Annotated in this window: 20 protein-coding genes and 2 tRNA genes; 11 read left to right on the forward strand and 11 right to left on the reverse strand. The window is 63.9% G+C overall.

Going from position 1 to position 25,394, the window contains the following annotated elements:
- Positions 1–4: 4 nt before the first annotated feature.
- Together MTR66_RS06235 and MTR66_RS06240 are read left to right on the forward strand one after the other, a co-directional pair.
- Positions 5–80 (forward strand) — tRNA-Lys (locus tag MTR66_RS06235).
- Positions 81–106: 26 nt separating this feature from the next.
- Positions 107–182 (forward strand) — tRNA-Lys (locus MTR66_RS06240).
- 31 nt (positions 183–213) lie between these two features.
- On the opposite strand, the gene MTR66_RS06245 is transcribed toward MTR66_RS06240, so the two are convergent.
- From MTR66_RS06245 to MTR66_RS06255, 3 genes are read right to left on the reverse strand one after another with little or no spacing between them, the layout of a single operon-like run.
- Positions 214–408, reverse strand: coding sequence for a hypothetical protein (locus tag MTR66_RS06245; protein WP_243918795.1), 195 nt, complete (start codon positions 406–408; stop codon positions 214–216).
- Complete coding sequence (locus MTR66_RS06250; RefSeq protein WP_243918797.1) at positions 408–4,676, reverse strand: translocation/assembly module TamB domain-containing protein; 4,269 nt, start codon at positions 4,674–4,676, stop codon at positions 408–410. Before MTR66_RS06250 ends, MTR66_RS06245 begins: the two co-directional genes overlap by 1 nt.
- A complete protein-coding gene (locus MTR66_RS06255; protein ID WP_243918798.1) occupies positions 4,676–6,988 on the reverse strand; it encodes an autotransporter assembly complex protein TamA in 2,313 nt (770 codons plus the stop codon). The genes MTR66_RS06250 and MTR66_RS06255 overlap by 1 nt, the downstream gene beginning before the upstream one ends.
- Before the next feature lie 104 nt (positions 6,989–7,092).
- On the opposite strand from MTR66_RS06255, the gene MTR66_RS06260 reads away from it, so the two are divergent.
- Complete coding sequence (locus MTR66_RS06260; protein WP_243918800.1) at positions 7,093–8,142, forward strand: YihY/virulence factor BrkB family protein; 1,050 nt, start codon at positions 7,093–7,095, stop codon at positions 8,140–8,142.
- Between the two features lie 15 nt (positions 8,143–8,157).
- Here the strand turns inward: MTR66_RS06260 and MTR66_RS06265 are convergent, their stop codons facing one another.
- Complete coding sequence (locus tag MTR66_RS06265) at positions 8,158–8,982, reverse strand: kinase (protein WP_243918802.1); 825 nt, start codon at positions 8,980–8,982, stop codon at positions 8,158–8,160.
- A gap of 10 nt (positions 8,983–8,992) precedes the next feature.
- A complete protein-coding gene (locus MTR66_RS06270; RefSeq protein WP_243918804.1) occupies positions 8,993–9,454 on the reverse strand; it encodes an MEKHLA domain-containing protein in 462 nt (153 codons plus the stop codon).
- Between the two features lie 290 nt (positions 9,455–9,744).
- Here MTR66_RS06270 and MTR66_RS06275 point away from each other — a divergent pair, with 290 nt between their 5' ends.
- The 5 genes from MTR66_RS06275 to MTR66_RS06295 all read left to right on the forward strand — a co-directional run bounded on the left by MTR66_RS06275 (position 9,745) and on the right by MTR66_RS06295 (position 14,597).
- A complete protein-coding gene (locus MTR66_RS06275; protein ID WP_243918806.1) occupies positions 9,745–10,581 on the forward strand; it encodes a coniferyl-alcohol dehydrogenase in 837 nt (278 codons plus the stop codon).
- Positions 10,582–10,738: 157 nt separating this feature from the next.
- A complete protein-coding gene (ribB, locus tag MTR66_RS06280; protein ID WP_243918808.1) occupies positions 10,739–12,052 on the forward strand; it encodes a 3,4-dihydroxy-2-butanone-4-phosphate synthase in 1,314 nt (437 codons plus the stop codon).
- Position 12,053: 1 nt separating this feature from the next.
- Entirely contained in the window at positions 12,054–12,476 is a 423-nt protein-coding gene (ribH, locus tag MTR66_RS06285) for a 6,7-dimethyl-8-ribityllumazine synthase (protein WP_243918810.1), read from the forward strand.
- On the forward strand, positions 12,469–13,422 hold the full coding sequence (locus MTR66_RS06290) for an aldo/keto reductase (protein ID WP_243918812.1): 954 nt from the start codon (positions 12,469–12,471) through the stop codon (positions 13,420–13,422). The genes ribH and MTR66_RS06290 overlap by 8 nt, the downstream gene beginning before the upstream one ends.
- Before the next feature lie 611 nt (positions 13,423–14,033).
- Positions 14,034–14,597, forward strand: coding sequence for a helix-turn-helix domain-containing protein (locus tag MTR66_RS06295; protein ID WP_243918814.1), 564 nt, complete (start codon positions 14,034–14,036; stop codon positions 14,595–14,597).
- A 127-nt stretch (positions 14,598–14,724) separates the two neighbouring features.
- Here MTR66_RS06295 and MTR66_RS06300 read toward each other — a convergent pair whose 3' ends face one another.
- The 3 genes from MTR66_RS06300 to cysD are packed head-to-tail and all read right to left on the reverse strand — an operon-like array spanning position 14,725 to position 18,292.
- Positions 14,725–15,456 (reverse strand): 3'(2'),5'-bisphosphate nucleotidase CysQ, encoded by a 732-nt coding sequence (locus MTR66_RS06300; RefSeq protein ID WP_243918997.1) that lies wholly within the window; start codon positions 15,454–15,456, stop codon positions 14,725–14,727.
- 5 nt (positions 15,457–15,461) lie between these two features.
- On the reverse strand, positions 15,462–17,390 hold the full coding sequence (gene cysN / locus MTR66_RS06305; protein ID WP_243918815.1) for a sulfate adenylyltransferase subunit CysN: 1,929 nt from the start codon (positions 17,388–17,390) through the stop codon (positions 15,462–15,464).
- Complete coding sequence (gene cysD / locus MTR66_RS06310; protein ID WP_243918817.1) at positions 17,390–18,292, reverse strand: sulfate adenylyltransferase subunit CysD; 903 nt, start codon at positions 18,290–18,292, stop codon at positions 17,390–17,392. Before cysD ends, cysN begins: the two co-directional genes overlap by 1 nt.
- 90 nt (positions 18,293–18,382) lie before the next feature.
- Between cysD and MTR66_RS06315 the strand changes: the two genes are divergently transcribed.
- Positions 18,383–19,471, forward strand: a complete 1,089-nt coding sequence (locus MTR66_RS06315) for a helix-turn-helix transcriptional regulator (RefSeq protein ID WP_243918819.1) — start codon at positions 18,383–18,385, stop codon at positions 19,469–19,471.
- A 302-nt stretch (positions 19,472–19,773) separates the two neighbouring features.
- Here MTR66_RS06315 and MTR66_RS06320 read toward each other — a convergent pair whose 3' ends face one another.
- The 3 genes from MTR66_RS06320 to MTR66_RS06330 are packed head-to-tail and all read right to left on the reverse strand — an operon-like array spanning position 19,774 to position 22,864.
- On the reverse strand, positions 19,774–21,027 hold the full coding sequence (locus MTR66_RS06320) for an MBL fold metallo-hydrolase (protein WP_243918821.1): 1,254 nt from the start codon (positions 21,025–21,027) through the stop codon (positions 19,774–19,776).
- Between the two features lie 2 nt (positions 21,028–21,029).
- Complete coding sequence (locus tag MTR66_RS06325) at positions 21,030–22,034, reverse strand: zinc-dependent alcohol dehydrogenase (RefSeq protein WP_243918823.1); 1,005 nt, start codon at positions 22,032–22,034, stop codon at positions 21,030–21,032.
- 38 nt (positions 22,035–22,072) lie between these two features.
- Complete coding sequence (locus MTR66_RS06330; protein WP_243918826.1) at positions 22,073–22,864, reverse strand: SDR family NAD(P)-dependent oxidoreductase; 792 nt, start codon at positions 22,862–22,864, stop codon at positions 22,073–22,075.
- A 185-nt stretch (positions 22,865–23,049) separates the two neighbouring features.
- On the opposite strand from MTR66_RS06330, the gene MTR66_RS06335 reads away from it, so the two are divergent.
- The gene (locus tag MTR66_RS06335) at positions 23,050–23,949 is read left to right on the forward strand and encodes a helix-turn-helix transcriptional regulator (protein ID WP_243918828.1); all 900 of its coding nucleotides are present in this window, start codon (positions 23,050–23,052) and stop codon (positions 23,947–23,949) included.
- 138 nt (positions 23,950–24,087) lie between these two features.
- Entirely contained in the window at positions 24,088–25,254 is a 1,167-nt protein-coding gene (locus MTR66_RS06340) for a sulfotransferase family protein (protein WP_243918830.1), read from the forward strand.
- The last annotated feature ends 140 nt before the right edge of the window (positions 25,255–25,394 follow it).

Below are 25,394 nucleotides of genomic sequence, written 5' to 3' on the forward strand. Positions count from 1 at the left end.
GCGTGGACGCATAGCTCAGTTGGTAGAGCAGCTGACTCTTAATCAGCGGGTCCTAGGTTCGAGCCCTAGTGCGTCCACCAAGCCTTTCCTCCCGCGGTACTCGTGGGGACGCATAGCTCAGTTGGTAGAGCAGCTGACTCTTAATCAGCGGGTCCTAGGTTCGAGCCCTAGTGCGTCCACCACTCCCCTTCCTAAACGAATATCTCCGGCGCTTTAGCGCGCGCTTGGCGATGCACCGTCTTGCGGAGTGCCGCTGGCTTCGATTCGCGCATCGATTTCGGCGGCTGTGCCACTGATCCGGGCACTGGCGTCCTGATAGCGCTCGTCGAACGTGGGCTCACGCTTGCCGCAGGCGGAGAGAGCCGCGGCAAGCGTCAGCAGCGCGAGCAGGACTGGACGCCGCGCCATCAGTAGTTCTTCTTGATCTGCACGTTGACGCTGTTGGCGCCCGAGCCGCCGGCCTGGCTGAGCACCGAAAGCCACTTGGTCACACTCACTTCGAGCTGAGTCGCGGTAAAGCCGCGGGCATCGGTGATCAGTTCCACATAGATGTCGTCGGTCAGGTATTGCCCGGCCGCGAGTGCCGTGCCGCGCCCCGTGGTTTCATCCGCGCCGAGGATGCGCAGGCGGTCGATCCCCGCCGCCGAACGCAGCTTGCCCAGCGGGTTCAGCCCGCCGCCGGTGCCGCGCAGGGAGTTCAGCGAACTTGCTAGTTGCACAGCCTGGATCGCCGAAAGGTTCGCGACCGAACTGCCGAACAGGATGCGCGAAAGCACTTCATCGTCGGGCAGCGAGGGCGAAGAACTGAAACCGACTTTCGGATTCATCGCCTGACCCGACACGTTCACGTCCACGTCCACGTCCTCGATCGTGTCGGAGGCCGTGATCGCCACGGTCGGATCAATGGTCTTGCCGCCGGTAAACGTGATCAGCCCCTCTTCCAGATCGAAGGAATGCCCGGCAAAGCCAAGCGTGCCGCGCACAAGGTTCACTTGCCCTGTCATGACCGGCGCCGCACTGGTCCCGCCCAGATGGAACCGGGCGTTCCATTCCGATTCCAGTCCCATGCCGGACACATAGAGCTTGTCAGGAGCCCTGAGATTGAGATCCAGCCGGACCAGCGCAAATACGCTGGAGAACGCGGGTGCCGGTTCATCGCCCGTGACGCGGGCGGGCCCCCGCTGCGGTTTGAAGCGCACGCCCGTCAGTTGCGGCACCTGGGCAGCGCCTTCGCGCACGATCTGATAGCGCGTCTCCGGCAGCTTGATATCGCCGCTGAGCAGCGCCGGTTCGCCTGCGGACTTGGTCAGGTGCAGCGTGCCCGTTGCCTCTGCGGCAAGAGCCTCGCTGCGGGCGAGACGGGCCTTGTCCAGCTCGACAGAGATATCCATCGGATAACCTGCATCGGCCGCAAGGCTCACGTTACCGCTGGCGCGGACCGTGCCGTCTCCCGCCTTGGCGGTCAGCGATGTGAGGTTGAGCGAATTGCCCGTAAACTTGCCCGCCAGGTCCATGCCGGTAAGGCGCGTGCCGTAGGCGAGGTTTTCGTAAGTCATGTCCTTGCCCTGCAGCACGCCGTCAAGGCAGGGATCGGACACTCGGCAGGAGAAATCGGCCGCAAGACCGACAGATCCGGACAGGGTCTGCCCGCCCTGCCCGGCAAACGAAAACAGCGTGTCTGCAGGCCCGTTATAGCGCACGCCGCCGCCCAGCGGTGCGCCCATCAGCCGCGTCAGCCAGGAACCGCCGCCCGGGGGCAGCGGGCGCAGGCTTGCGGACAGGCGGCCAATCACCGAGCCGCGCTGGCGGATCACCGCGCGCGCCTCGCCGCCGTCGGGCAGCAGCTTGCCGACGAAATTGACATTGACGGACTGGCTTACCGTGCTGGCGCTGGTGCGGGTGAAATCGCTGAGCGTCAGCCGGGCATCGGCGCGCGGGAAGGCTGCCGGATCTTTCTGCTCGAAATCGAAGCTGCCGCTTGCCTTTCCGCCGATCCCGTATCCTGGCAGAAAGGCATTCACGAGCGCCATGTCGATGTTTTCAAGGCGGCTCTGAATCTTCATGCCCGGGCCATAGCGGCCCGCGATCCTTGCCGTGCCGCCGCCAATGGAAATGGCCGTGGGCAGCAATTCGTAGCCGTCCTTGCCGGGAACGATACGGGCGGGGCTGGCCGTCTCAATGGTCTGCCCGCGCATGCGGCCGCGCAACGCCACACGCCAGACTTTCGGGGTCAGGCTGGCATTGAGGCCAAGACGGAACGGCACACCACTGACGCCCTCGATAAGCGCCCTGGCTTTGCCGCGCCCGTCCCGGTAATCGATCTGCACGCGCCCGGCCGCCAGATCGAAATCCCCCAGTTGCGTTCCGGAAAGCTGGGCATCGGCCACCAGCAAGGGCTGATCGTAAAGGACGGCGCGGCCATCGATAATCGCCGATCTGATCGCAAGGCGCGCCGGGCCGTCGAACACGGCATTGTTCGCCCGCAAGTTGAAATTGATCGCCTGATACTTGTCTTCGGCGCCCAGCGTCAGCACGCCGCCAACGCCATTGCCTTTTGCCGTCAGTTTACCCGCGAAAGGACCGGCAGGGGTCTGAACGAGATTGCCAGCGAAGCGGACGCCGGACAGGTTCGCGCTATTGACCGTGAGCGCCATCGCCTTTTCGGTGGCAAGCGTGACATCGGCTTTCAAGGGGCCGTAGTCGGTGTCGCTGGTCAGCGCGAGGCGGTATCCGCCGCTTGCGCCGGTAACGCGGGCATCGACATTGGCAAGGCCGATCCCCAGCCCCGGATGCTCCGCCGTGACATGCGCATCGGGATTGCGGATCGTGCCCGCCACGCGCACGCCGATCGCGCCATAGCGCTGCGACGCGCCATCGGCATTCAGGGCAATGCGCCCGTCCGACGACCAGACGCCGTTCCCGCCAGTCACGCGCAGATCCGGCGCGGTCAGGCGCAAGTTGGAAAACCGCACGGCGCCGTCCGTCCCGTACCGCACATGGCTGGAGACAGCGAAGTTGCCGCCCAGATATGTCTGCAGGTTGTCGTTGAGCAGCTTGGTGGACTGTGCCTTCACGTTCCCCTGCAAGGCGAAGCCCCGGGGCTCGCTCTTGAGGTCCATATCGGTACGCAGGTTGAAGATGCCGACACTGGCAAGGCGGTAATTGTCCATACGCCCATCGATGGCACCGGTGTAGTATCCCTTGCTCATGTCTGCGGCGAGGATCAGCTTGGCATCGATCCGGTCGGAGCGCAGCCGCATGTTGTCGGACAGGATACGCGCGCCCTGCACGGCCAGATCGCCGTTCAGCGTGACATTGGCGAGCGTGCCGCCAGCGGCGGTGTCGAGCCCGGTAATCCGCTGGACTTTGGCGGAGACGGGAATGGTAATGTGCTCCGCATCGACTTTGGCCGCTCCACTTGCCACCAGGTTTTCCAGCCCCATGCCGTTCATCGCCAGCCGCCGGGCGTTGAGCTGGTAGTCAATCGCAGGTGCAGAGAAAGAGCCCTCCAGAACGGCAAGAGCGCGAATGCCCGCACCGTTCACATTCCCGGCCATGGCCGAGGGCTTGAGCAGTTCGAACGCGAGCTGCAGCTTCTCGAACCGGTTCTCGCCCAGATCGACCGTGCCGCTTGGCGTGAAATTGAACGTATCGCTGGAGATCATGCCTGCCAGCTTGGCGCGCCGCTGGTCGAGCGTGGCCGAAACATCCAGGTTCGTGACCGGGCCCAAAAGGGTGGCCGCAGAGCCCTCAAACAGGCGGGCAATCCGCGTAGGCCCCTTGATGGCAAACGTACCGTCACGCGCCGTCAGCGTCAGCCGGGCCAGTTCTCCCCCGCCCAGATCGGCATTCAGCGTGCCGCTCCACGATGCCCAGTCGCCACGGCCTTTGACCGCCAGTTTCAGAGGCTGCGTCAAGCCGGCAAGCGATGCGATGAGCCCGCCCGCCGGTGCGTTCATGTCCAGATCGATGGCCAGGCGGTTCTTCGCGGGCAAGGCATCGAGATCGAAGGTGAAAGCATCTCCCCCCTCCTTGCCCTTGATTGCAACAGTGCCGCCGCTGGCTTTCACTTGCGCGCGGCCATCGGCGATGTGCGCGCTGCCGTCGATCGTCACGATGCGGCGTTCGCCCGAAACGGGCGGCTCCGCGATGAACTGGCCGATGCGCAAGGTGCCGACATCGATATCGATGTCCGGCAGGAGCGGCCCCTCGCTCGGCGGCGTTTCCTTGAAAACGGGAACCCGGCGCAGGATCATGCGCTCGGCGGTAGCGCTGCGCACGTCCACATGATTGTCGAGATAAGCAAACGGCCGCCAGTCGACATCGATGGCGGGCGAGAACAGGAACTCGCCCTTGGTGTCGCGCACCGAAAGATCGTGCAGCGTCATCTTGCCATAGAGCGATCCCTCGATCCGCCCCACGGAAATGCGCATCCCGTTTTCGAATTTGAGCCCGGCGATCTGGTTGGCGACGAACCGGTGGCCCGGGCCGGTGTCGATCCCGAAAATGACCGCCACCGCCAACGCGACGATCCCCAGAACGGCCAGCACCAGCGTTTTGAGCGCCCGCACTTTCGCCCGTTGCCACAGCGTGCGCCGCACTGGTGCCGCATCCCCGGCGGTCTCTTCCGGCCCCTGGCTTCCGGCCGCCTGCGGAAGGTCTTCCTCTTCCGCCATCAGAATGCCTGCCCGATCGAAACATAGACATTGATCCGCGATTCCCCCGGACGCCGGTTGACCGGCGTTGCGACGTCGAGGCGGATCGGGCCGAAATTGGTGTAGAAGCGCCCGCCAAGGCCCACGCCGTACCGCAAGTCAGAGAACTGCGGCATCGTTTCGCGGTAGGCTTGCCCCGCATCGACAAAGGCGACCACGCCATAGTTTCCGAAACGGTAGCGTGCCTCGAACGACGCTTCGTTGAGGCTGCGCCCGCCCACCGGCTTGCCGTCCGGCGCCTGTTCGCCCAGTCCCTGATAGGAATAGCCGCGCACCGAGCCGCCGCCGCCAGCATAGAGCCTGCGCGAAGGGGCGATGTCGAACAGCCCGGTTCCCTGAATAGTGCCCAGCCGCACGCGACCTGCCAGCACAAAGCTGCTGCCCAGCGAATAGTAAGTGGAAGCGTCCAGACGCGCCCTTACATAAGGATCAAAGCCCTTGTGCACGGTCGTTTCAGGCTGGACCAGCGCCGTCAGGCGAAAGCCTCTGGTGGGGTTGAGCAGATCGTCCGTCGTGTCGAAACCGGCCTGCCCGTTGAGACCCGCGACGTAATAGGTGCGGCGCTTGCGGTCCTCGGTTTCCGCGTCGTAATCGGTTTCTGCCGTCGCCAGCAGTTCCACGCCATAGGCATATGTATAACGCTTCTGCCAGAGCGGGGTGGAATCGCGGCTGATGCGGGCGGCCAGACGCCCAGTATAGGCGCTATAGGCATCGTAATCGTTGTGGAATGCCTCGGCCACCGCCTCGAAAGTCCGGTCGCGCTTGCCCGCGTTGGAGCGGCGGAAGGTCGCACCCACACCCTGCTGCTGCGTGCCTGCGGTGGCATGCGCGATCAGCGCGCCTTCGGGCGGGAACAGGTTGCGATGGGTCCAGGTCGCCTGTGTGGTCACCCCCTCGCCCGCGGCATAGCCGACCGATCCCGCGATCGTGCGTGGCGGCCCGGCTTCCTGATGCACGTGCAGGGTGACGTATTCGGTGCCGTCGCTCCCGGCATCCCCGCTGCGCCGCGGCTCTACCGAAACCGCACGGAACAGGCTGGTGGCGACCAGCGCCTTGCGCAGATCGTCAACCTTGCGGCTGTCGTAGATCTCGCCGCGCTTGAACCGGGCAAGCACGCGGATATGGCTGGCATCGAACACCGGATCGCCATCGGTCGTGAAGCTGTCGAAGCGGCCGCGCGGGCCCGTCGTCACCGGGAGGGTATAGGCCCCCTCGCCGGTATCCCGGTCCAGCAGGATATCGCGTTCGCCTACAACGGCGAAAGGATAGCCGTTTTCGGGCAGAGCCACAGCCACTTGCGCTTCGGCGCCCTGCACCCTGTCGGCCACGATCGGCTCTCCGGGCCGCAGCGCCAGATTGTCCTCGATCAGGCTGGGCGGCTGGGTCGGGTCCGCCTTGATCGTGATACCGGAAAAGACATAGCGCTTGCCGGGATTAACCGAGAGCATCGCGGAAAGCCCTTTGCTCCCCTTTTCGCGCGAGGGCATGAGCCGGGTGCGGACGACCGGCGAATACCACCCTTCAGAAGCCAGAATCGTCTGCAGAAGCTGACTGTCCTCGGTCAGCCGGGCGCGCACCATCGCGGTATTGGCGGCCTTTCCGTCTCCCTTCTTGAGGGCGGAAAACGAATTGAACTCGCCTTTCAGGCTGACTCCGGTTTGCTTGTCTGCCTCTTCCAGCCCTTGCAGTTCCACCGAGTAAGTGACTTCCACGTCCTTCTCGCTGCCGGAATTGTCTTCCGCGAACTCCACCGGCGTAACTTCGAACTGGCCGAGCGGCGGCAAGGGCGCGGCCAGTTCAGTATCGTTTACAGGCGCATCGCCGATTTCCTCGGCGGCGTCCCCGTCCGACAGTGCCGCTTGGCCAAGCGGTGGTGCCTCGGCCTGTTCAGGCCTGGCATCCGCTTGCTCCCCGGCCAGCCTGCGCTCGAATGCCTCGATCGATTCCAGCGGCTTGTCCAGCTCCGGATCATCTCCAGCATCGAGCGCAGGAACCCGGGCTTTAAACTCCCTGTCCGAAATGACCGGTTCGACCGCAGGCAACTCGGCATCCGCCGGAGGGGCCGGAATGTCTGCACGGTCTGTTTCGGATTGCTCGCTCTCCGAATCATCCTGCCCCGGTGCGGCCGTCTGCCCGGAGGGCGACGGCGCATCCCTGTCTCGGGCGAGCAGCGGCGTGGCCGATGTGCCAAGAGCGATGGAAAGCGCAAACAGGCCCGCGCCGCAGCGGTGGCGCAGGGAAAGAGATGTTGGGTGATCAGTTAGCCAAGGCATACGGAACGCTGTGATTCTTCCCCCTGCGGAACCGGAATATACGATCTTTCCTGAACATCGCTATCGCATTGCAACCGCGAAAGTTCCCGTGCAGACTCCGCATCATGCCGAAAAGCGACGCTCCGGCCGCTGAATTGCCCCCCGGCGCCATGGCCGTATCGCCATGGGCATTGCCGTGGCTGGCCTGGCGCAGAGTGCTCAAACGGGTCTGGGTGATGACGGGGTTTCACGAACTCGGTCTGCTTGCAGCTGGTTTGGCTTTCTACACTTTTCTGGCACTTACACCACTCATCGCGGCAACCGTGATGATTTACGGGCTTGTCGGCAATGCCCGGACCGTCGGCAGGCAGATGGAGCGGCTGGCCCAGGTCCTGCCCCCGGAAGCGGCCCATATTCTCGAAGCGCAGTTGATCCGAATCGTCTCGACCAGTTCGGGCGTAACCGGTGTTGCGCTGGCGATCGCGCTGTTCTTTGCGATCTTCGGTGGCATGCGCGCGGCCAGCGGCATGATCAGCGCCCTCAACATCATCAACGATGAACACGAAACGCGCGGAACGATCGCCCTGTACCTGCGTGAGGCCGCGCTGACCCTGGCAGCCGTGCTGATCGCCCTCACCGGCGTCCTCTCCGGCGGTGTTTTCGCCTGGCTGCAGACGCATGCCAGCTTCTATCTGGGATCTTCGGCGCAAATGCTGTTCACGGCGCTGACGTGGATCCTTGCTGTCTGTCTGGGCAGTGGCGGCTTCGCACTGATCATGCGCTATGGGCCGGACCGCCGCCCGGCCAAGTGGCGCTGGCTGGCCCCCGGCGCAGTGCTGGCAACGCTGCTGTGGATCGCCATTTCGTTCGGCTTCTCGCTCTATGTTGCCTACCTCAGCGACTACAACGCGACTTACGGCTCCCTGTCCGCCATTGTTGTGTTCCTGATGTGGCTGTTTCTATCGGCCTATGGCGTTCTGGTGGGCGCGCTGCTCAATGCCGAGATAGAGCGGCAGACCCGGAACGATACCACTGTCGGCCCGCCCCGTCCCCCGGGCGAGCGTGGAGCGGTTCTGGCCGACATTATCGACGACTCCGAACCGTCTCTGGCACAACTGGAAGCCCGCAAGCGCCGCCGCGCGGAAAGGGCCCGCGCCCATACCGGCAAGGCCTGACATCAACGCATAACGTCAACGGCGCGAAAGGATCTCCACCGGCTTGCGCCTGGCATCCAGCCTGATCACCAGGTCGGCCCGCGCTGGCATTTCGTTCAGGATATGACGGGTGAGCCGTTCATAATGGGCAATGAACCGTGCGATCTCCGCCTCGCTCATCACCGCCCCGCCGCTTCCCTCCGCGGCAGCAAGTTCCTGCTCCTGTTCTAGGCGCCAGCCATGGACTGCCTCGAAACCGGGCGCTTCCAGCAGGACCAGCGTGTCCAGCCAGGCGAACAGCTCCTGATAAGGGCCTGACAAGGCGTTGTTGGCATATGTGCGCCAGACAGCACCGGTATCCTCGCAGGCTTCAAGGGCATTGATGGGCTGGCGCAGCGCCGCCTGTTCCTGCGGGCGGGCGCCCACACACCAGCCTTCGAACAGCAGCACATCACAGTCTTGCGGCGCGCGCCGCCAGATGGCTTCGGGCGCGCGATCATCGCGGGCCTTGTCGAAACGCGGCAGCGCCACAGGTTCGCCTCTGGCCAAGGCCTCGAACACGGACAGACCGAGCGCCACGTCGTGCGTGCCGGGAACGCCGCGCGTCGCCAGCAGCGGATGAACGCGTTGCGCCAGCGCCTGCCGCTCAGCCCGGGTCAGATAGAGGTCGTCGATCGAAAGTACGGCGGCGCGCCATCCGGCGTCGGTGCAGGCCTCCAGCACGGCCCGCGCCAGCGTCGTCTTGCCCGATCCTTGCGCACCGCACAGCCCGATGATCACGAGGCGCTCGCGGGGCTGTGCCAGCGCGGCTTCCACTCTCGCCATGACGGCGGCAACCGCCTGCGGATCAGCCGTGCTCATTCCCGCTCCGTCATGGTGTAAAGCACGCCGCCTGCCCGTGGCGCAGCCCTTCCGCATCCAGAAGGTTCCACACCACGGCAGGGCCGATACGAAACCGGCGTCCGCGGGCGCTGATGCGGATGCCGGCATAGTCATCGATAAAGCCATTGGCCGTTACCCGGTCGAGCAAGGCCTGCCGCTCCTCGCGCAGGGGGGCTTCGGCAGACAGGCGCGAAGGCATGCCGGTAAAGGCCTTCACATTCGTTTCGAACGCCGCCAGTGCCGTGGCATTGCCGAAGAAAAACACCGGGTCCGCTTCCGTGCCATGGGCGACGATCGCGCGCGGAGAGGTCCAGAGTGCGGCCACGATGTCCGTGCTCTCTTCAACCAGCGGCCTGCCCAGCAACCGCGCATAGCTATCGGCTATCAGCTTAATTCGCGCGGCCCGGTCAGGCTCGCGGTAGAGCCGGGGAACCGGCTGCTTTCCATCCAACTCAACACTCCCGCCTCTGCGTTCCGGCTCCTCCTAGCAAGCAGGCGCTGGCGATGCGAGCGTGAGCGGATATGGGCATGGACTTGCGGGTACCGGCAATCGCGCTTGCCCGTGCCTGTTCCTCAGCCCCCCGCGTCCGGCAGGCATTTCCGCGCCGGGCTGATCCCGGTTATCGTGCCAGCGATCAGCCCGAGCGGCAGTTGAAGCAGGGCCCCCTCCCCGCGTAGCTATCGCACACGGTTTTGGGGCTGGACGCTGCGCATCGGGCCCGAGAGAGGAAGGACGACAAGATGAGTGATGTTCTCGGCTACAAGGGCAAGCGCGTAATCGTCAGCGGCTGCTTTTCGGGCATGGGTGAAGCGACCGCCAAGTTGCTGGTCGAACTCGGCGCCGAAGTGCATGGCTTCGACTTCAAGGAAAGCAGCGTGCCGATGGCCTCCTTCACGCAGATCGACCTGCGCGATCCGGCCACCATCGAAGCGGCCGTGGCCGGTGTCGGCGGCAAGGTGGATGCCCTGTTCAACTGCGCGGGCCTGCCCGGCGGTGGCGGTTTCCCCGCGATGGACGTGATGAAAGTGAACTTCCTCGGCACCCGCCACCTGACCGAACAGGTCGTTCCGCTGATGGACGGCAAGGGCGCGATCGTTTCTATCGCCTCGACCGGCGGTCTGGGCTGGAGCCGCCGCATCCCGGTCCATATGCAGCTGCTGATGACGCAGGGCTTCCAGGCCGGGCTCGACTGGTGCGATGCGAACATGGATCAGGTTTCCGAAGGCTATGCCTTCTCCAAGGAAGCCGTGATCGTCTGGACCCAGTTCATGGGCGCCCAGCTCATCAAGAAGGGCATCCGCATCAATTGCTCGCTGCCCTCGCCCACCCAGACGCCGATGATGAAGACGTTCCACGAGACTTCGGGCAAGGATGTGGTCGATGCCGCCGCCGAGCCGCTCGGCCGCTACACCACGCCGGAAGAACAGGCCGGTCCGCTGGTGCTGATCAACTCGGACCTTGCCAGCGTCGTCAACGGCATTGTGATGCCGGTGGACGGCGGCTTCATGGGCGGTCTTGCCACCGGCCAGGTGGACATCTCCAAGATGATGAGCGCAGGCAAGAAGCAGGACGCCTGAGGGCGCACGGCCCGGTTGGGAAAATGACAGGGCGGGCTCGGAAGGGCCCGCCCTTCTTGCATCCGGGGATTGGGCCAGAGTGGAGGCAAAGCACTGTTGCATCACAATGTGATTTCAATGTACGGGATGCACATCAAAATGTGAAAGTGATATGCCAATGTCCAGCAATGTGATCGAAAAGGTCCGCCAGCTCGTGTCCGACGGCGGAATGAGTAAGGCCGGGCTCGCCCGCGCCGCAGGCCTGCACGCCAACACTCTGCGTGACTGCACCGAGCCGGACTGGAATCCGACTGCCGAAACGCTCGGCAAGCTTGAACGCGTGCTGTTTTCGAACGACGACCGCGAAGTGCTCGTCCCCATCGAGGAAATCATAGACGAAGCGCGCAACGGCCGCATGTTCATTCTCGTGGACGATGAAGACCGTGAGAATGAGGGCGATCTCGTTATCCCCGCGCAGATGGCCACGCCTGCCGCAGTGAACTTCATGGCCACCCACGGGCGCGGCCTGATCTGCCTGACGCTGACCGGCGAGCGCGTGGACCAGCTTGGCCTCGATCTGATGAGCCAGAACAACGGTACCCGGCACGAAACCGCCTTCACCACCTCCATCGAAGCGCGCGAAGGCGTCACCACCGGTATTTCCGCCGGAGACCGCGCCCGCACCGTCTCGGTCGCGATCGACGGCAGCAAGACGAAGGACGATATCGTTACCCCCGGCCACGTCTTCCCGCTGCGCGCCCGTGACGGCGGCGTGCTGGTGCGCGCCGGGCATACCGAGGCTGCCGTCGATATCTCGCGCCTGGCCGGCCTCAATCCCTCGGGCGTGATCTGCGAGATCATGCGCGACGACGGAACGATGGCGCGCATGGACGATCTCGTCAGCTTCGCGCGCATGCACGAGCTGAAGATCGGCACGATCCGCGATCTCATCGCCTACCGCCGCAAGCATGACCGCATGGTGGAGAAAAAGGCCGAACTCACATTCGACAGCCGCTATGGCGGCCAGTGGACCGCCCGCACCTATTTCAACAAGGCCACGGGTGATGAAACCATGGCCCTCGTCAAGGGCCGTATCGATCCCCACAAACCCACACTCGTGCGTATGCACACGCTCTCGATCTTTTCCGATATCCTGGGCGAGGAACAGGGCGACCGGGCCGATCTGCTGCACCGCTCGATGGAAATCATCGCCGAGGAAGGCAGCGGCGCAATCGTTCTGATCAACCGGCCGATGGGCCGCCTGATGTCGCGCGCCATCGATATCAAGCAGCAGGTGCGCGCTGGCGAGGCTCCCGATCTCGAAGAACTGCGCGACTATGGCGTCGGTGCGCAGATCCTGGCCGAGCTGGGTATCCACGACATGATCCTGCTGACCAACACCCATCATTCCCTGGTGGCGCTGGAAGGCTATGGCCTTAACATTGCCGGCGAACGCGCGATCACCGCCGCGCCGGACGAAGGAGAAAACTGACATGGCCCGCTTCCTCATTGTCGAGGCCCGCTTTTACGATCACCTCAACGATATGCTCGTTTCCGGGGCGAAGGCCGCACTCAAGGCGGAGGGGCACAAGGCCGATGTGATCACCGTGCCCGGCGCGCTGGAAATTCCCGGCGCCATCTCGCTGGCCGATGCCAGCGGAGACTATGACGGCTACGTCGCCATCGGCGTCGTCATCCGGGGCGAGACCTATCACTTCGAGATCGTTGCGGGCGAAAGTGCCCGCGGGGTCATGGCACTGACCATGGACGGCATTGCCATCGGCAACGGCATCCTTACCGTGGAGAACGAGGCGCAGGCTCTGGTCCGCGCCGATCCGGCACAGAAGGACAAGGGCGGCGAGGCGGCGAAGGCCGCGATCGCCCTGCTCGAATTGAGGGAGAAATTCGGTGGCTGACATATCTGGCGATCATCCGGCCCTGGCAGGCATTCCGCTGGTACTCGGCGGCAACGTCTTCGGCTGGACGATCGGCAGGGATACCAGCTTCGCGGTGCTCGATGCGTTCTACGAGGCGGGCGGGCGCATGATCGACACGGCCGAGGGCTATTCCAACTGGGTTCCCGGCAACAAGGGCGGCGAGTCCGAGGCGATCATCGGCGAATGGATGGAAAGCCGGGGTGTGCGTGAGGACATGCGGATCGGCACCAAGACCGGCCAGGGCGGCGCTCCCGGTGCACTGGATCCTGCTAAAGTCAGGCAAGCGCTGGAAGGCTCGCTGGAACGCCTGCGCACCGACTATGTCGATCTGTACTATGCCCACCGCGACGATGGCACCACGCCGCTGGAGGAAGTCGCCGGTGTCTATGGCGAGATCTTCCGGGCAGGAAAGGCCCGCGAACTGGGAGCATCGAACTACAGCGCCGCCCGCCTTGCCGAAGTGCTGGCGACGGCGGACAGGCTGGGTGCCCGCCCCTTCTCGGTCCTGCAGCCGCTCTACAATCTGGTGGAGCGCAAAGAATACGAAGGCCCGCTTCAGGACGCATGCCTGAGCCACGGAATCGCGGTTCTGCCTTACTACGGCCTGGCAGCGGGCTTTCTGACCGGAAAGTACAACAGCGCCGCGGACTGGGCCGGATCAAGCCGAGCCTTTTCGCTCGATGAAACGGCCGCCCATGGGGGCTGGAGCGTTCTGGCTGCCTTGCGGGAAATTGCCGGTGAACTGGGAACGGCCCCGGCGCAGGCCGCGCTGGCATGGCTTCGGGCCCGGCCGGGCATCGCCGCCCCTATCGCCAGCGCCACCACGCCAGAACAAGTCACCACTCTTATCGAGGCCACGCACCTGAACCTTGCGCCCGCGCAAATCGATCGGCTTGACCGGGCTCAGCACCAGGGGGCCGCATAGCCCCCGGCCTTCCGTTGACCAAATGCGGATACTGATTGCCGCAGGGAACAACGGCCCCGTGCGCTTCAATTTGTTCCAGGCCCGAACAGACCGTATCAATCGATTTCAAATCAACAGGCCAGCACTGACTGAAAATAACAGATGCCGATTTCGTTCGGATATGGATATTACAAGCCGTTTATATGGATTAAACAAGAATAGCACTCGGCCGAAGTATTGCCCTCAATACAGAAAGCGTATGGGGCAGAGTCTCCCCACCGAGGATGGACAAAGCCGGTAAGCTTACGGCTGCCACTTCAATTGCCGAAGAGCTTGAAACCACCCCTGTCACCGGGGCCGCTGTTCTCCGGCGCCGAGACCGGCGCTGCCATACAGACCTTGTGCGAGCGGCATGAACCGCCTCGCATTCTCTCCGATGCGGAGTAAACTTGGCAAGACGGCTCTTCTTGTGACTGACAATACTTAAAGCGTGGCAGTCAATAGCAGTCGAGATGAAAACCAGATCACTGCATCTGAATACGGCTTCGGCCGGTCTGCCGATAAACGTTGGGGACAAGCTGCACGTTTCGAAATCGAACCACGATGCAGCCAGGCAGTGGTGATTCTAGTCGATGAACAGTGCTGGTCAGTTGATGCGTAACAGAGCAAAAGCCATCCGCCTCATCGGCGTTGCAAACGAACTTCTCGCTGTCGCCCGCGAACTGGAAATCGGAGAGAGTGCTGCAGTCTCCTCCTACCTCTTTACCGGAGAGGAGCGCGGAGCGGCCAACGGCTCCGCCACCGCGCAGGACCACCCGATCTGGGTGGAACTGGCCCGCCAGACATATGGCGACCGGCGGCGGCGCACCAAGATTTTTGATTCGGACAGCCTGTTCGGGGAACCGGCCTGGGACATCCTGCTGGATCTGTTTATCGCCGCCAAGGAACGCCGCCGCGTCTCCGTCACCAGCGCCTGCATCGGCTCGGCGGTTCCCTCCACCACGGCGCTGCGGTGGATCACGATCCTGGAAAGAGACGGATTTCTGGCCCGCGAAGCCGATCCCGGCGATGCCCGCCGGGTCTACGTCAAACTGAGCGCGCGGGGATATTCCGCCATGCTCGAATACTTCGCCTCCGCGTCCCGTTCCGTCGTGCTGCTCGATGATGCCACCGTGCAAGCCGTAGCCGCGCGATAGGTTCGCGCACGACCCGGTCTTCTCTCCGCAGGGGAGATTGTGTTTGGGACGAAGCCCGGAGACGAACGGGCGGCCGGCACTCCACCCCCCCTTGTGCCGGCCGCCCGCAATCGTCGATGCCCTTCGCTCAGAGAAAGGCCTTCACCTTTTCGAGCACCACATCCGCATGCTCTTTGCGGCAGATCAGCAGGTCGGGCATGTACACGTCCTGCTGGTTGTAGACGAGCGGGCTGCCGTCGATGCGCGAGGCATGAAGCCCCCAGCCCAGCGCGACCGCAGCCGGCGCCATGCTGTCCCACTCGTACTGACCGCCAGAGTGCAGATAGATATCCGCCTCGCCGCGCAGGATCGCCATGGCCTTGGCACCGGCCGAGCCCATCGGGACGAGTTCGCCGCCGATCGCCTCGCAAACACCAGTGGCTTCCTTGGCCGGGCGCGTGCGGCTGACGACCATGCGCAGCTTCTCGGGCGCTGCCGGGACTTCTCCCGGCTGGTCCGAACGCAGCACCACATCAAGCCCCGGCAGCGCGACAGCACCGAGCGCCGGAACGCCGTTCACCGCCATGCCGACATGGACGGCCCAGTCGGTGCGCTCCTCGCCATATTCGCGGGTGCCATCGACCGGATCGACGATCCACACCCGCTCTTTGGCGAGACGTTCCGCATTGTCCTTCTCCTCTTCGGAGAGAAGACCATCCTCGGCGCGCTGCTGGCGCAGCGCGTGAACGAGGAACTGGTTCGCGGTCTGGTCTCCGGCCTTACCGAGGGATTTGCCCTCGAACATGCCCGATGCCCGCACCTGCAGCAGGATCTTGCCCGCCTGTTCGGCCAGATGGGCCGCGAGATCGCCGTCTGTCATGCTCATCAGGAATCCCCCAGCAGAGCATCGACGATGAGGTTGGCGGCCTCTTCGGGCGACACCGCAGTGGTATCGATCCGGATTTCCGGATTGCGCGGCGCTTCATAAGGGCTGTCGATCCCGGTGAAGTTCTTCAGCTCGCCCGAGCGGGCCTTCTTGTAGAGGCCCTTGACGTCGCGCGCCTCGGCCACCTTCAGCGGCGTGTCGATGAACACCTCGAAGAACTCGCCTTCGGGCAGCATCGAGCGCACCATCTCGCGGTCCGCCTGGAACGGCGAGATGAAGGCGGTGATCACGATGAGCCCCGCGTCCGCCATCAGCTTCGAGACTTCGCCGACGCGGCGGATGTTCTCGATCCGGTCGGACTCGGTGAAGCCCAGATCCTTGTTGAGGCCGTGGCGCACGTTGTCGCCATCGAGCAGGAAGGTGTGCCGGTTCATCCGGTGCAGCTTCTTCTCGACAAGGTTGGCGATGGTCGACTTGCCCGAGCCCGAAAGCCCCGTGAACCACAGCACGGCAGGCTGCTGGTTCTTGAGCCCCGCATGCTGCTTGCGACCGATATCGAGCGCCTGCCAGTGCACGTTCTGCGAACGGCGCAGGCTGAAGTTCAGCATGCCCGCCGCCACCGTGGCATTGGTCATCTTGTCGATCAGGATGAAGCCGCCCAGCGCACGGTTATCGGCATAGGGCTCGAACACGACCTGCTTGTCGGTCGCGATCTCGGCCACGCCGATGGCGTTGAGCTCCAGCGTCTTGGCGGCGAGGTGCTCCATGGTGTTGACGTTGACTTCGTACTTCGGTTCCTGAACCGTCGCCGAAACCATCTGCGTGCCCAGCTTGAGCCAATAGGCGCGGCCGGGAACCATGGCATCGTCCGCCATCCACACCAGCGTGGCTTCGAACTGGTCGGCGGTCTGCGGCGGATTGTCGGCCACTGAAATCACCGAGCCGCGCGAGCAGTCGATCTCGTCCTCGAAGCAGACGGTGACGGACTGGCCGGCTCCGGCCTCGTCCAGCTCGCCGTCGAAGGTCACGATCTTGCTGACCGTGCTGGTCTTGCCCGAGGGCAGCACGCGGATCTTGTCGCCCGGCTTTACTTCGCCCGTGGCGATCAGCCCGGAGAACCCGCGGAAGTCGAGGTTCGGGCGGTTCACCCATTGCACCGGCATGCGGAACGGCTTTTCGGCATCGGCCGAGCTGAGCACTTCCACCGTTTCCAGATGATCCACCAGCGTCGGCCCCTTGTACCAGGGGGTGTTTTCCGAAGGCTTGGTGATGTTGTCGCCCTTGAAGCCGGAGATCGGCATCGCCGTGAAGCTTTCGATCCCGATCGAGCTGGCGAACTCGGTGTAGTCCGCCACGATCTTGTCGAAGACCTCCTGCTTGTAATCAACAAGGTCCATCTTGTTCACGGCCAGGACGATATTCTTCACGCCCAGCAGGTGGCAGATGTAGCTGTGACGGCGGGTCTGGACGAGCACGCCCTTGCGCGCGTCAATCAGGATCACCGCGAGGTCGGCGGTCGAGGCGCCCGTCACCATGTTGCGGGTGTACTGTTCGTGGCCCGGGCAGTCCGCGACGATGAACTTGCGCTTCTCGGTGTTGAAGAAGCGATAGGCCACATCGATGGTGATGCCCTGCTCGCGCTCGGCAGCGAGGCCGTCGACCAGCAGCGCGAAGTCGATGTCCTGCCCCTGCGTGCCGACCTTCTTCGAATCCGAAGTGAGGGCATCGAGCTGGTCCTCGAAGATCATCTTCGAATCGTAGAGCAAGCGGCCGATCAGCGTGGACTTGCCGTCATCGACACTGCCGCAGGTGATGAAGCGCAGCATCGTCTTGTGCTCGTGCTGCTCCAGATAGGCGTCGATGTCCTTTGAGATCAGCTCGTCGACGACGTAGACGGGTTCTTCGGTCTGGGTGGTTGCCTCGGTCATCAGAAGTACCCCTGCTGCTTCTTGACTTCCATGCCAGCACCGCCGGCATCCTTGTCGATAGCGCGGCCCTGCCGCTCGGACGTGGTGGTGAGCAGGGTTTCCTGAATCACCTCGGGGAGGGTCTTGGCGGTACTTTCCACTGCGCCGGTCAGCGGGTAGCAGCCCAGCGTGCGGAAGCGCACCGAGCGCATCACCGGCTTTTCGCCAGGCTTCAACGGGAAGCGGTCGTCATCGACCATGACCAGCATGCCGTCGCGCTCCACGGTCGGGCGCTCGTCGGCGAAGTAGAGCGGGACGATCGGAATGTCGTTGAGGTGGATGTACTGCCACACGTCGAGCTCGGTCCAGTTCGAGATCGGGAAGACGCGGATCGATTCGCCCTTGGCCTTGCGGGCATTGTAGAGGTTCCACAGCTCGGGGCGCTGGTTCTTCGGATCCCACCCGTGCGACTGCGTGCGGAACGAGAAGATGCGCTCCTTGGCGCGGCTCTTCTCTTCGTCACGGCGGGCACCGCCGAACGCAGCATCGAAGCCATACTTGTCGAGCGCCTGCTTGAGGCCTTCGGTCTTCCACATGTCGGTGTGGAGCGAGCCGTGGTCGAACGGGTTGATGCCCTTCTCGGCCGCTTCCGGGTTGTGATAGACCAGCAGGTCCATGCCCGAGAGCTCGGCCATCTTGTCGCGCAAGTCGTACATCGCCCGGAATTTCCACGTGGTATCGACGTGGAGCAGCGGAAACGGCGGCGGCGAAGGATAGAAGGCCTTACGGGCAAGGTGCAGCATGACGGCGCTGTCCTTGCCGACCGAGTAGAGCATCACCGGCTTTTCAGCTTCGGCGACGACTTCCCGGATGATGTGGATGCTTTCAGCCTCCAGCCTCTCAAGGTGTGTCAGGGTTTTCATGAAACATCCCTTTTTTGTTTAGTCCCGATTTTCGGGTCGCGAATCTCTTTGCAGGGATGACATTTTCAAAAACCTCCCATATGGGAGGGTATGGCGCTGACCAGTCGCGACGAAACCGATCTTCTGCTTCCGCTCTTTCGCGGACTGTCCGAAGATGCGCGGTTTTCGACCTTTCTGGAAAGGGTTCGCAGCCGCACCGGAGCCGAATACGTCGGCCTCGTCCAGCGTTCGGGCACCGGGCCGCATGCGGATGTGCAGGAATTCCATGCCGGGATCGACTTGCGTGCGCATGCGCAGGCCGCCGATCCGCTCGATACCCATGCGCTCGACCGTTTTCACTATGACGCCTTGCGGCCCGGCCGGGTCTATTCGATTTCCGAATTTTTCGACCACGATCCGGTCTATCGCGCCGAACGGACACGCCGTATGCAGCGCCTCGGCATCGCCGACGAGCGGGTGGTGCGCATCGCCGATATCGGCGATGTCAGCGCCTGGCTGATACTGGCGCGCGCCAGGCCCTGCACGGCCGCGGACAGCGCTCTGCTCTCCAGCCTCGCACCCTATGTGGAGGAAGCGCTGCGGGCTCATGTCGAGCTGGAAGGCAACCGCGTCCGCGCCAGCGTCAGCGTGCAGGGCCTTGCCCGTTCCGCCACGGCCTGGATGGTGATGGACCGCGAGGCGCGGCTGCTCTCGATCGATCCGCGCCTTGATAGCTGGATGGCGGAAACGCTCGGTTACAGCCCGCGCATTGGCGAACGCCTGCACAATCTGGGCGTGCAGACCGAACGCGAACTGACGGCTGCAGCGGCTCATTTCACCGGCGATGATCCCGGCGCCCCCCGCCCGGTGCTGCTCTACGAAGAACCGAGACTGGAAGCGCTGCTCTCCGCCACCACGGACATGCCGCGCCCATCCATGCTGGTGCTCTGCCGCCTGCCCCATGCCCGCACGGCCGAAAGCGTGGAGCGCCTCGCCCGCCTGTTCGACCTGCCCCGCCGCGAGGCGGAACTGGCGGTGGCGCTCAACGAAGGCCTCTCGATCGCCGAAGCCGCCGAACGCATGGGGCTGACGCTGGAGACGGCGCGCAACTATTCCAAGCGGCTCTACGCCAAGCTGGGCGTGCGCGGACAGGCGGAACTGGTGCGTTTGGTGAGCGACAGTGTCGCGGTGATGGCATAGGGGAGCCATCGAAGAAAACACACCGTCGTCCCCGCCCTTCGGCTGGCCGGCAAGTCGGCCGCTCAGGATAAACTGCCCTTTGGGCAGGCGGAGACCCCGCTTGTTCTTTCAAGGTGTGTGTTTAACCTGCACCAGATCCCGTTCATGTCGAGCGAAGTCGAGACACGCTTACACAGCGCCGACGTGTCTCGACTTCGCTCGACATGAACGGCAGCGGCGCTCAAATTTCGCGCACGCCGCCATAGACCAGGGGAAGCGGGATCCCCGCTTTCGCGGGGATGACGAAAATTGGAATGGCGCGATTACGCGTCTTCGCCCAACCGTGCCTCTGCCGCCGCGATCTCGGAGCGCAGCCACATCGTCTCGCTGAGGTTCTTGCCCCCGCATTCGGCCAGCAGGGCCTGATTGGCATCCCGCTTCACCTCCAGCGCGAGGCGGCAATCCGGTTCAGCGCCGAGCGCGATGTCCACGAGGTGGATCGCTTCCAGCGGCGCCCCGGCATCAAGTTTGGCCCGGGCCCGTTCAGCCAGATTCGCCGCACCGCCGGCCAGTTCGGCAAGGTCGGCATCCACGCTCGAACGGGGCACGCCATAAAGCGCGGTGGTGCCGTCCTCATAGTGCAGCCAGCCCGCATATTCGCGCCAGATCGACTTGACCGCCCAGCTTGCCTTGCCGTGGAACTCACCGATCTCCAGCCCCTCGGGCCAGGCGAATTCGCGCATCAGGGTGTGGACGTCCTTGCCCGCGTTCATGCCGTCGAGCGTGTAATCGCGCACGTAGCTGACAGCGGCGTGCAGTTTGTCGAGATCGGTCTTTATACGGTCCTTGCCCACGATCGGCTCGCCATGGCCGGTGATCACCATTTCCGCCCCCAGATCGCGGATCGTCTCCAGCGACTTGAGGTAGTTGCGCACCAGACGCGGCTTGTCTCCACGCAGGGTGTTGAGAAACGGCATCGAGAGCCAGACCGGGCCGAAGACATTGCCCGTGAAGGCGATTTTTTCCTTCGGCATCCATACGGTGAGCGCGTCGATACTCTCGCCCTCGGGCGTGGAGATGATCTCGAACGTGCGTCCGCCTATGTCCAGCGTCAGCTTGCGATCCACCAGAATGTCCGGCTTCACGTCCGGCGCCGGCTTGGGCGTGCCCCCACGCTTGAGCGTGGAGCCCCAGAGCTTGCCGCTGCGCGGTCCGAAGAAGGGCTGCAACCGCATCATGTCGGCCAGCGCCTCGTCGAAGCCCGGGCCGCCGATCACTTGCGTGCCGTCTTCCAGAAACTCGGGCACGGCGCCGTAGTGATCGGCATGGCTCTGCGTCAGGATAATGAAAGCGAGCGGGCCGGTGCGCGGCGGCGTCAGCAGACGCTTGGTCCGTTCGGCATTGTCCATGAAGCCGGTGTTAATCAGCACGTCACCTTCGGCCGTGGTGACGAGGTAGGCGTTCGAGATATCGTTGGCCTGAAAGATGAAATCGTTGATCGCGATGGCTTCGGTCTGCTCGTCGCCCGAGCGGACCAGACCGGCCAGTTTCGGACCGGAATCCCTGGTTTCAGCCACGGTCAGCCCTCCATTTCGATCATGACTTTGTTGGATTGCGGTGTCGCCGCGATCTCAAGGCCTTTCATCACCTCGCCGAAGGGCAGCTTGTGGCTGATCATACCCGCGATAGTATCCTTCAGACGCGGCATGGCAGCGATCACTTCTGGCATTTCGGTGGGATAGCCCATGGCCGTGGTGATTGTCATTTCGCTGGTCAGCATCCGGCCCACCGGGAACTCGATCGGCCTCAGGTGCGCGGCGGTGATCACCATGCGCGAATGGAACTTGGCCATCGCCACCACGTCGGACAGGATGTTGGGCGCACCTGCCGCATCGATAAAGGCATCGGTGCCCACGCCCACGCGGCCATAGCTCGGCACTTCGCCGTGCAACCGCGCGAGTTCGGCCCGCACATCGACCTTGGTGGGATCGAGCGCGGCCTGTGCGCCCAGCGCAAGGGCGCGTTCCAGACGCTCCTCGGCCAGATCGAAGACGACCACGTCCTTGATTCCCCGGTCGATCAGCCAGAGCACCATGCCGAGGCCGATCGGACCGCAGCCGAACACCACGACCTTGTCGCCCGGCTTTACTTCGGCGCGGTTGATGCCGTGCATGGCGACCGCCAGCGGCTCGCACATCGCGGCCACGTCATAGGGGATGCCTTCGGGGATCGGCAGGATGGATTCGCCAAGCTGCGCGCCGCGCACCAGCAGTTCCTGCGTGAAAGCGCCTTCCGGCCCGCCCGAACCGATATTGCCCGGCGTCATCATCGGATTGACGATCACTGGATCGCCCACCGCGATGCCCGAGACCCCGGCGCCCACTTCCATGACCTCGCCCGCGCCTTCATGGCCGAGCGCGGTCACGTTCCCCGGCGGAATGCCGCCGATCTTGATATAGGAGAGATCGGACCCGCAGATGCCGACCGACTTCATCTTCACGACAACGTCGTCCGGCCCGGCCTGCGGCCGTTCGTAAGCATCCAGACGCACATCACCGGCGCCATGGATCGTGAGCAGTTCCATTTGCCTCTCTCCTCTATCTTCGCCCGGTCCTGTTCCGATCAGGGACGGACCATGTAGCCGCCGTCGATCGTGATGGTCTCACCGGTCATGAACGAGCTGGCATCCGAGCAGAGATAGGCACCGATGCCCTCGAAGTCAGCAGGCGCGCCGCAGCGCTTCATCGGGATCGTCGGTGCGAAGTGGCCGGCCACGGCCTCGGCGCGCGCGCCCTCGCCCATCATCGGCGTGATGATGAGGCCCGGCGCCACCACGTTGGCGCGAATGCCCAGCGGCGCGAGTTCCATGGCAAGGCAGCGGATCGTGCCCGCCACCGCGCACTTGGACGCGGCATATTCCATCTTGCCCGGCAGGCCTTGGAACAGCGAAAGCGAACCGCAGGCGACAAGGCTGCCGCCGCTGGTATCGCCGCCCTCGACCCGTTCCTTCATCAGCCGCGCACCTTCGCGCAGCGTAAAGAACGCCCCGTGCAGCGCGGTCTTCTGGAAATCGTACCAATGCTCCGTCGGCATGTCGAAGACCGAGTTGTAACGCGGCGAAGCGCCCGAATTGGCGAAGACGCAATCGACGCGGCCGAAGTCTTCCATGACTTTGGCATAGCCTTCGTTGATGTTCGCTTCTTCGGAAACATCGACCTGATAGGCAATCACTTTGCCCGCACCCGCCGCTTCCAGCTCGGCCTTGGCCTTGGCGCTCTTTTCCGCGTTGCGCGCCCAGATCGCGACATCGCCGCCCATCCTGGCCACGCCCATGGCAAAGCCGAAGCCGATGCCGCCATTGCCGCCGGTCACTACGGTTACCTTGCCCGTGCAGTCGAAAAGGCCCTTGGCCATCATGCTTCTCCTCAATCCCGGTTCATACGCCTCGCAAGGCGCGGTTCTGGTGTGATGGTTTCGAACCACGCGGCTTGTGTGGCAAGTCTGCGGGGTGTAGAAATCAGGCCTGAATTACGTATAAGGGACATAATTAGGGCCGGACTTCAGACGGGCCGCCCCGGCCTTGTGGAGAGGGAAGCACGATGCCTTACAGCGATGTCCAGCGGCCCTCGATGGTGGTCGATGCCGCGCTTTCGGGGGAAGGCGTGCTGGGCCGGATCGTGCGCTTCGACATTCCCGAGCCGACCGATACGCGCCACCCCGTCGATGCCGGTTATCACGTCAATATGTGCCTTACCCCGCGCCCGCTGCAGTCGCGCGGGGGATACCGCCGTCGCTGGGGGCCGCACCGCATGGAGCGCCTGGGCGACATCTTCGCGATTCCGCCGGGCGAGGAGCTGTTCATCAAGGGCGGCAGCGGGCGGCAGGCCTCGCTGATCTGCACGATCGACGCGGCGCTGGTGGAGGAACTGGCGGGCCAGCCGCTCGACTGGGACGACCGCCATCTGGCGGCCGCGCTCGACATCGGCAGCGCGCAGATGCGCGCGCTGCTGTTCCGCATCACGGCCGAAGTGCGCCATCCTGGCCATGCCTCGCAGCGGATGCTGGAATTGCTCGGCGGCGAACTGGCCATCGAACTGGCACGGTACAGTCTGGAAGTGACCGAGCGCCCAGCGACCGGCGGCCTCGCCGGATGGCGGCTGCGGCTGATCGACGAGCGGCTGGCCGACGATCTGCGCGCGCCCTCGCTCAAGGAACTGGCGGAGCTTTGCGGGCTTTCCGTGCGCCAGCTTACGCGAGGCTTTCGCGTCAGCCGGGCCTGTTCGATCGGCGACTATATCGAGCAGCGCCGGATGGAAGCCGCCAAGCGCCTGCTGATGGAAGGCGAAAGCGTGAAGACCATTGCATTCACGATGGGCTTCGCCTCCCCCTCCAGCTTCACATTCGCCTTCCGCCGCGCGGTGGGGGCGAGCCCCAGCACCTTCCGTCAGCGGCAGGGACGGGTTCTGGCCGAGCCTCTGGGGCTCGATGCCGGGAATTGACCCGAATTCGATATAACGTCCCGATATGGCAGGTCATGCGCATTGCCAATGCGCCTGCCCGCCGGGTTATCTCGCGCCAGAACCGCCGGGCATGACAGGGCCCGGAAAGCAAACCCACCGGGAAGAGGAATTCAAGCCATGGCCGAATTGCTGGTCGCAGACGCCCTCATCGAACAGGCGATGAAGGAAACCGGCATCGATACCTTCGACAATGACAGCTACCGCGAAGGGCTCGACGTTTTTATCAAGTCTTTCAATGAAGGCATTGAAAAAGGCTGGATGAGTGAGACCGGCATTGGCCGTGCCACCAACGACACCCTGCACTATCTGCGCGGCCGCCTGAAAGTCTCGCAGTACTTGCGCGAGAACCCGCAGCTGCTGGACCGTCCGGTCGAAAAGCCGGTGTTCGTGATGGGCGTGCCGCGCACCGGCACCACGCTGATGTCGAACCTGCTGGCCGCCGATCCCGCGCGCCGCTCGCCGCTGACCTGGGAAATCGACGATCCGGTGCCGCCGGTCGCTTCGACGGACATGCTGATCAACGATCCGCGCGCGCAGGGCCGTCTGGCGCAGGAAAAGGCGATGCTCGAAGCCAATCCGGAGATGGGCAAGTACTATCGCGGGTCGGCCATCTATCCCAACGAATGCGTGTTCTTCATGGCGCACGACTTCAAGACGCTGATGATCGAATCCAAGGGCAAGCTGCCGCTCTACAAGGACTTCATCTTCTCGTGCGACATGACCAGCGCTTATGAATACCACAAGAAGTTCCTGCAGGTGCTGCAACAGCACGCAGGCGGCGTGTGGAACGTGAAGAAGCCCAGCCACTCGCTGTGGCTGGAGACGATCTTCAAGGTCTATCCCGATGCCCGCGTGATCTGGACCCACCGCGACCCGTTCACCGCGACGGGCTCGCTGTGCTCGGTCATCTCGCTCAGCCACATGGCGCATATGGGCAAGATCGATGCCGAGTGGCTGAAGGAAGACTATCCCTGGCAGGCCGCCGAGCACGCCAACCGCATCATGGATTTCCGCGACAAGTTCGGCGAAGACAAGATCATCGACGTTCACTACGCCGATCTGGTCGAAGACCCGGTGGGCGAGACGAAGAAGCTCTACGCCAAGCTGGGCGACGAATGGTCCGCAGAGGCCGAAGCAGGCATCCAGAAGTGGGTGGATGACAACCCGCAGAACAAGTTCGGCAAGCACGAGTACAAGCTGGACCAGTACGGCCTCACCATGGCGGAACTGGAGCCGCTGTTCGAGCGCTACCTGTCGCGCTACGACGTCGCGCGCGAGGGCTGAGACTGCGCTCATACTCTATTCGTCGCCCCCGCGAAAGCGGGGGCCCCGCTTCTCCCCCACGTCGAAGGAAAGCGGGATCCCCGCCTTCGCGGGGATGACGGAAAAGATGGTACACGGGTGGTGGTGATGGACCGCCCAAG

This window comes from Novosphingobium beihaiense (assembly GCF_022832375.1).
GTDB lineage: Bacteria > Pseudomonadota > Alphaproteobacteria > Sphingomonadales > Sphingomonadaceae > Novosphingobium > Novosphingobium beihaiensis.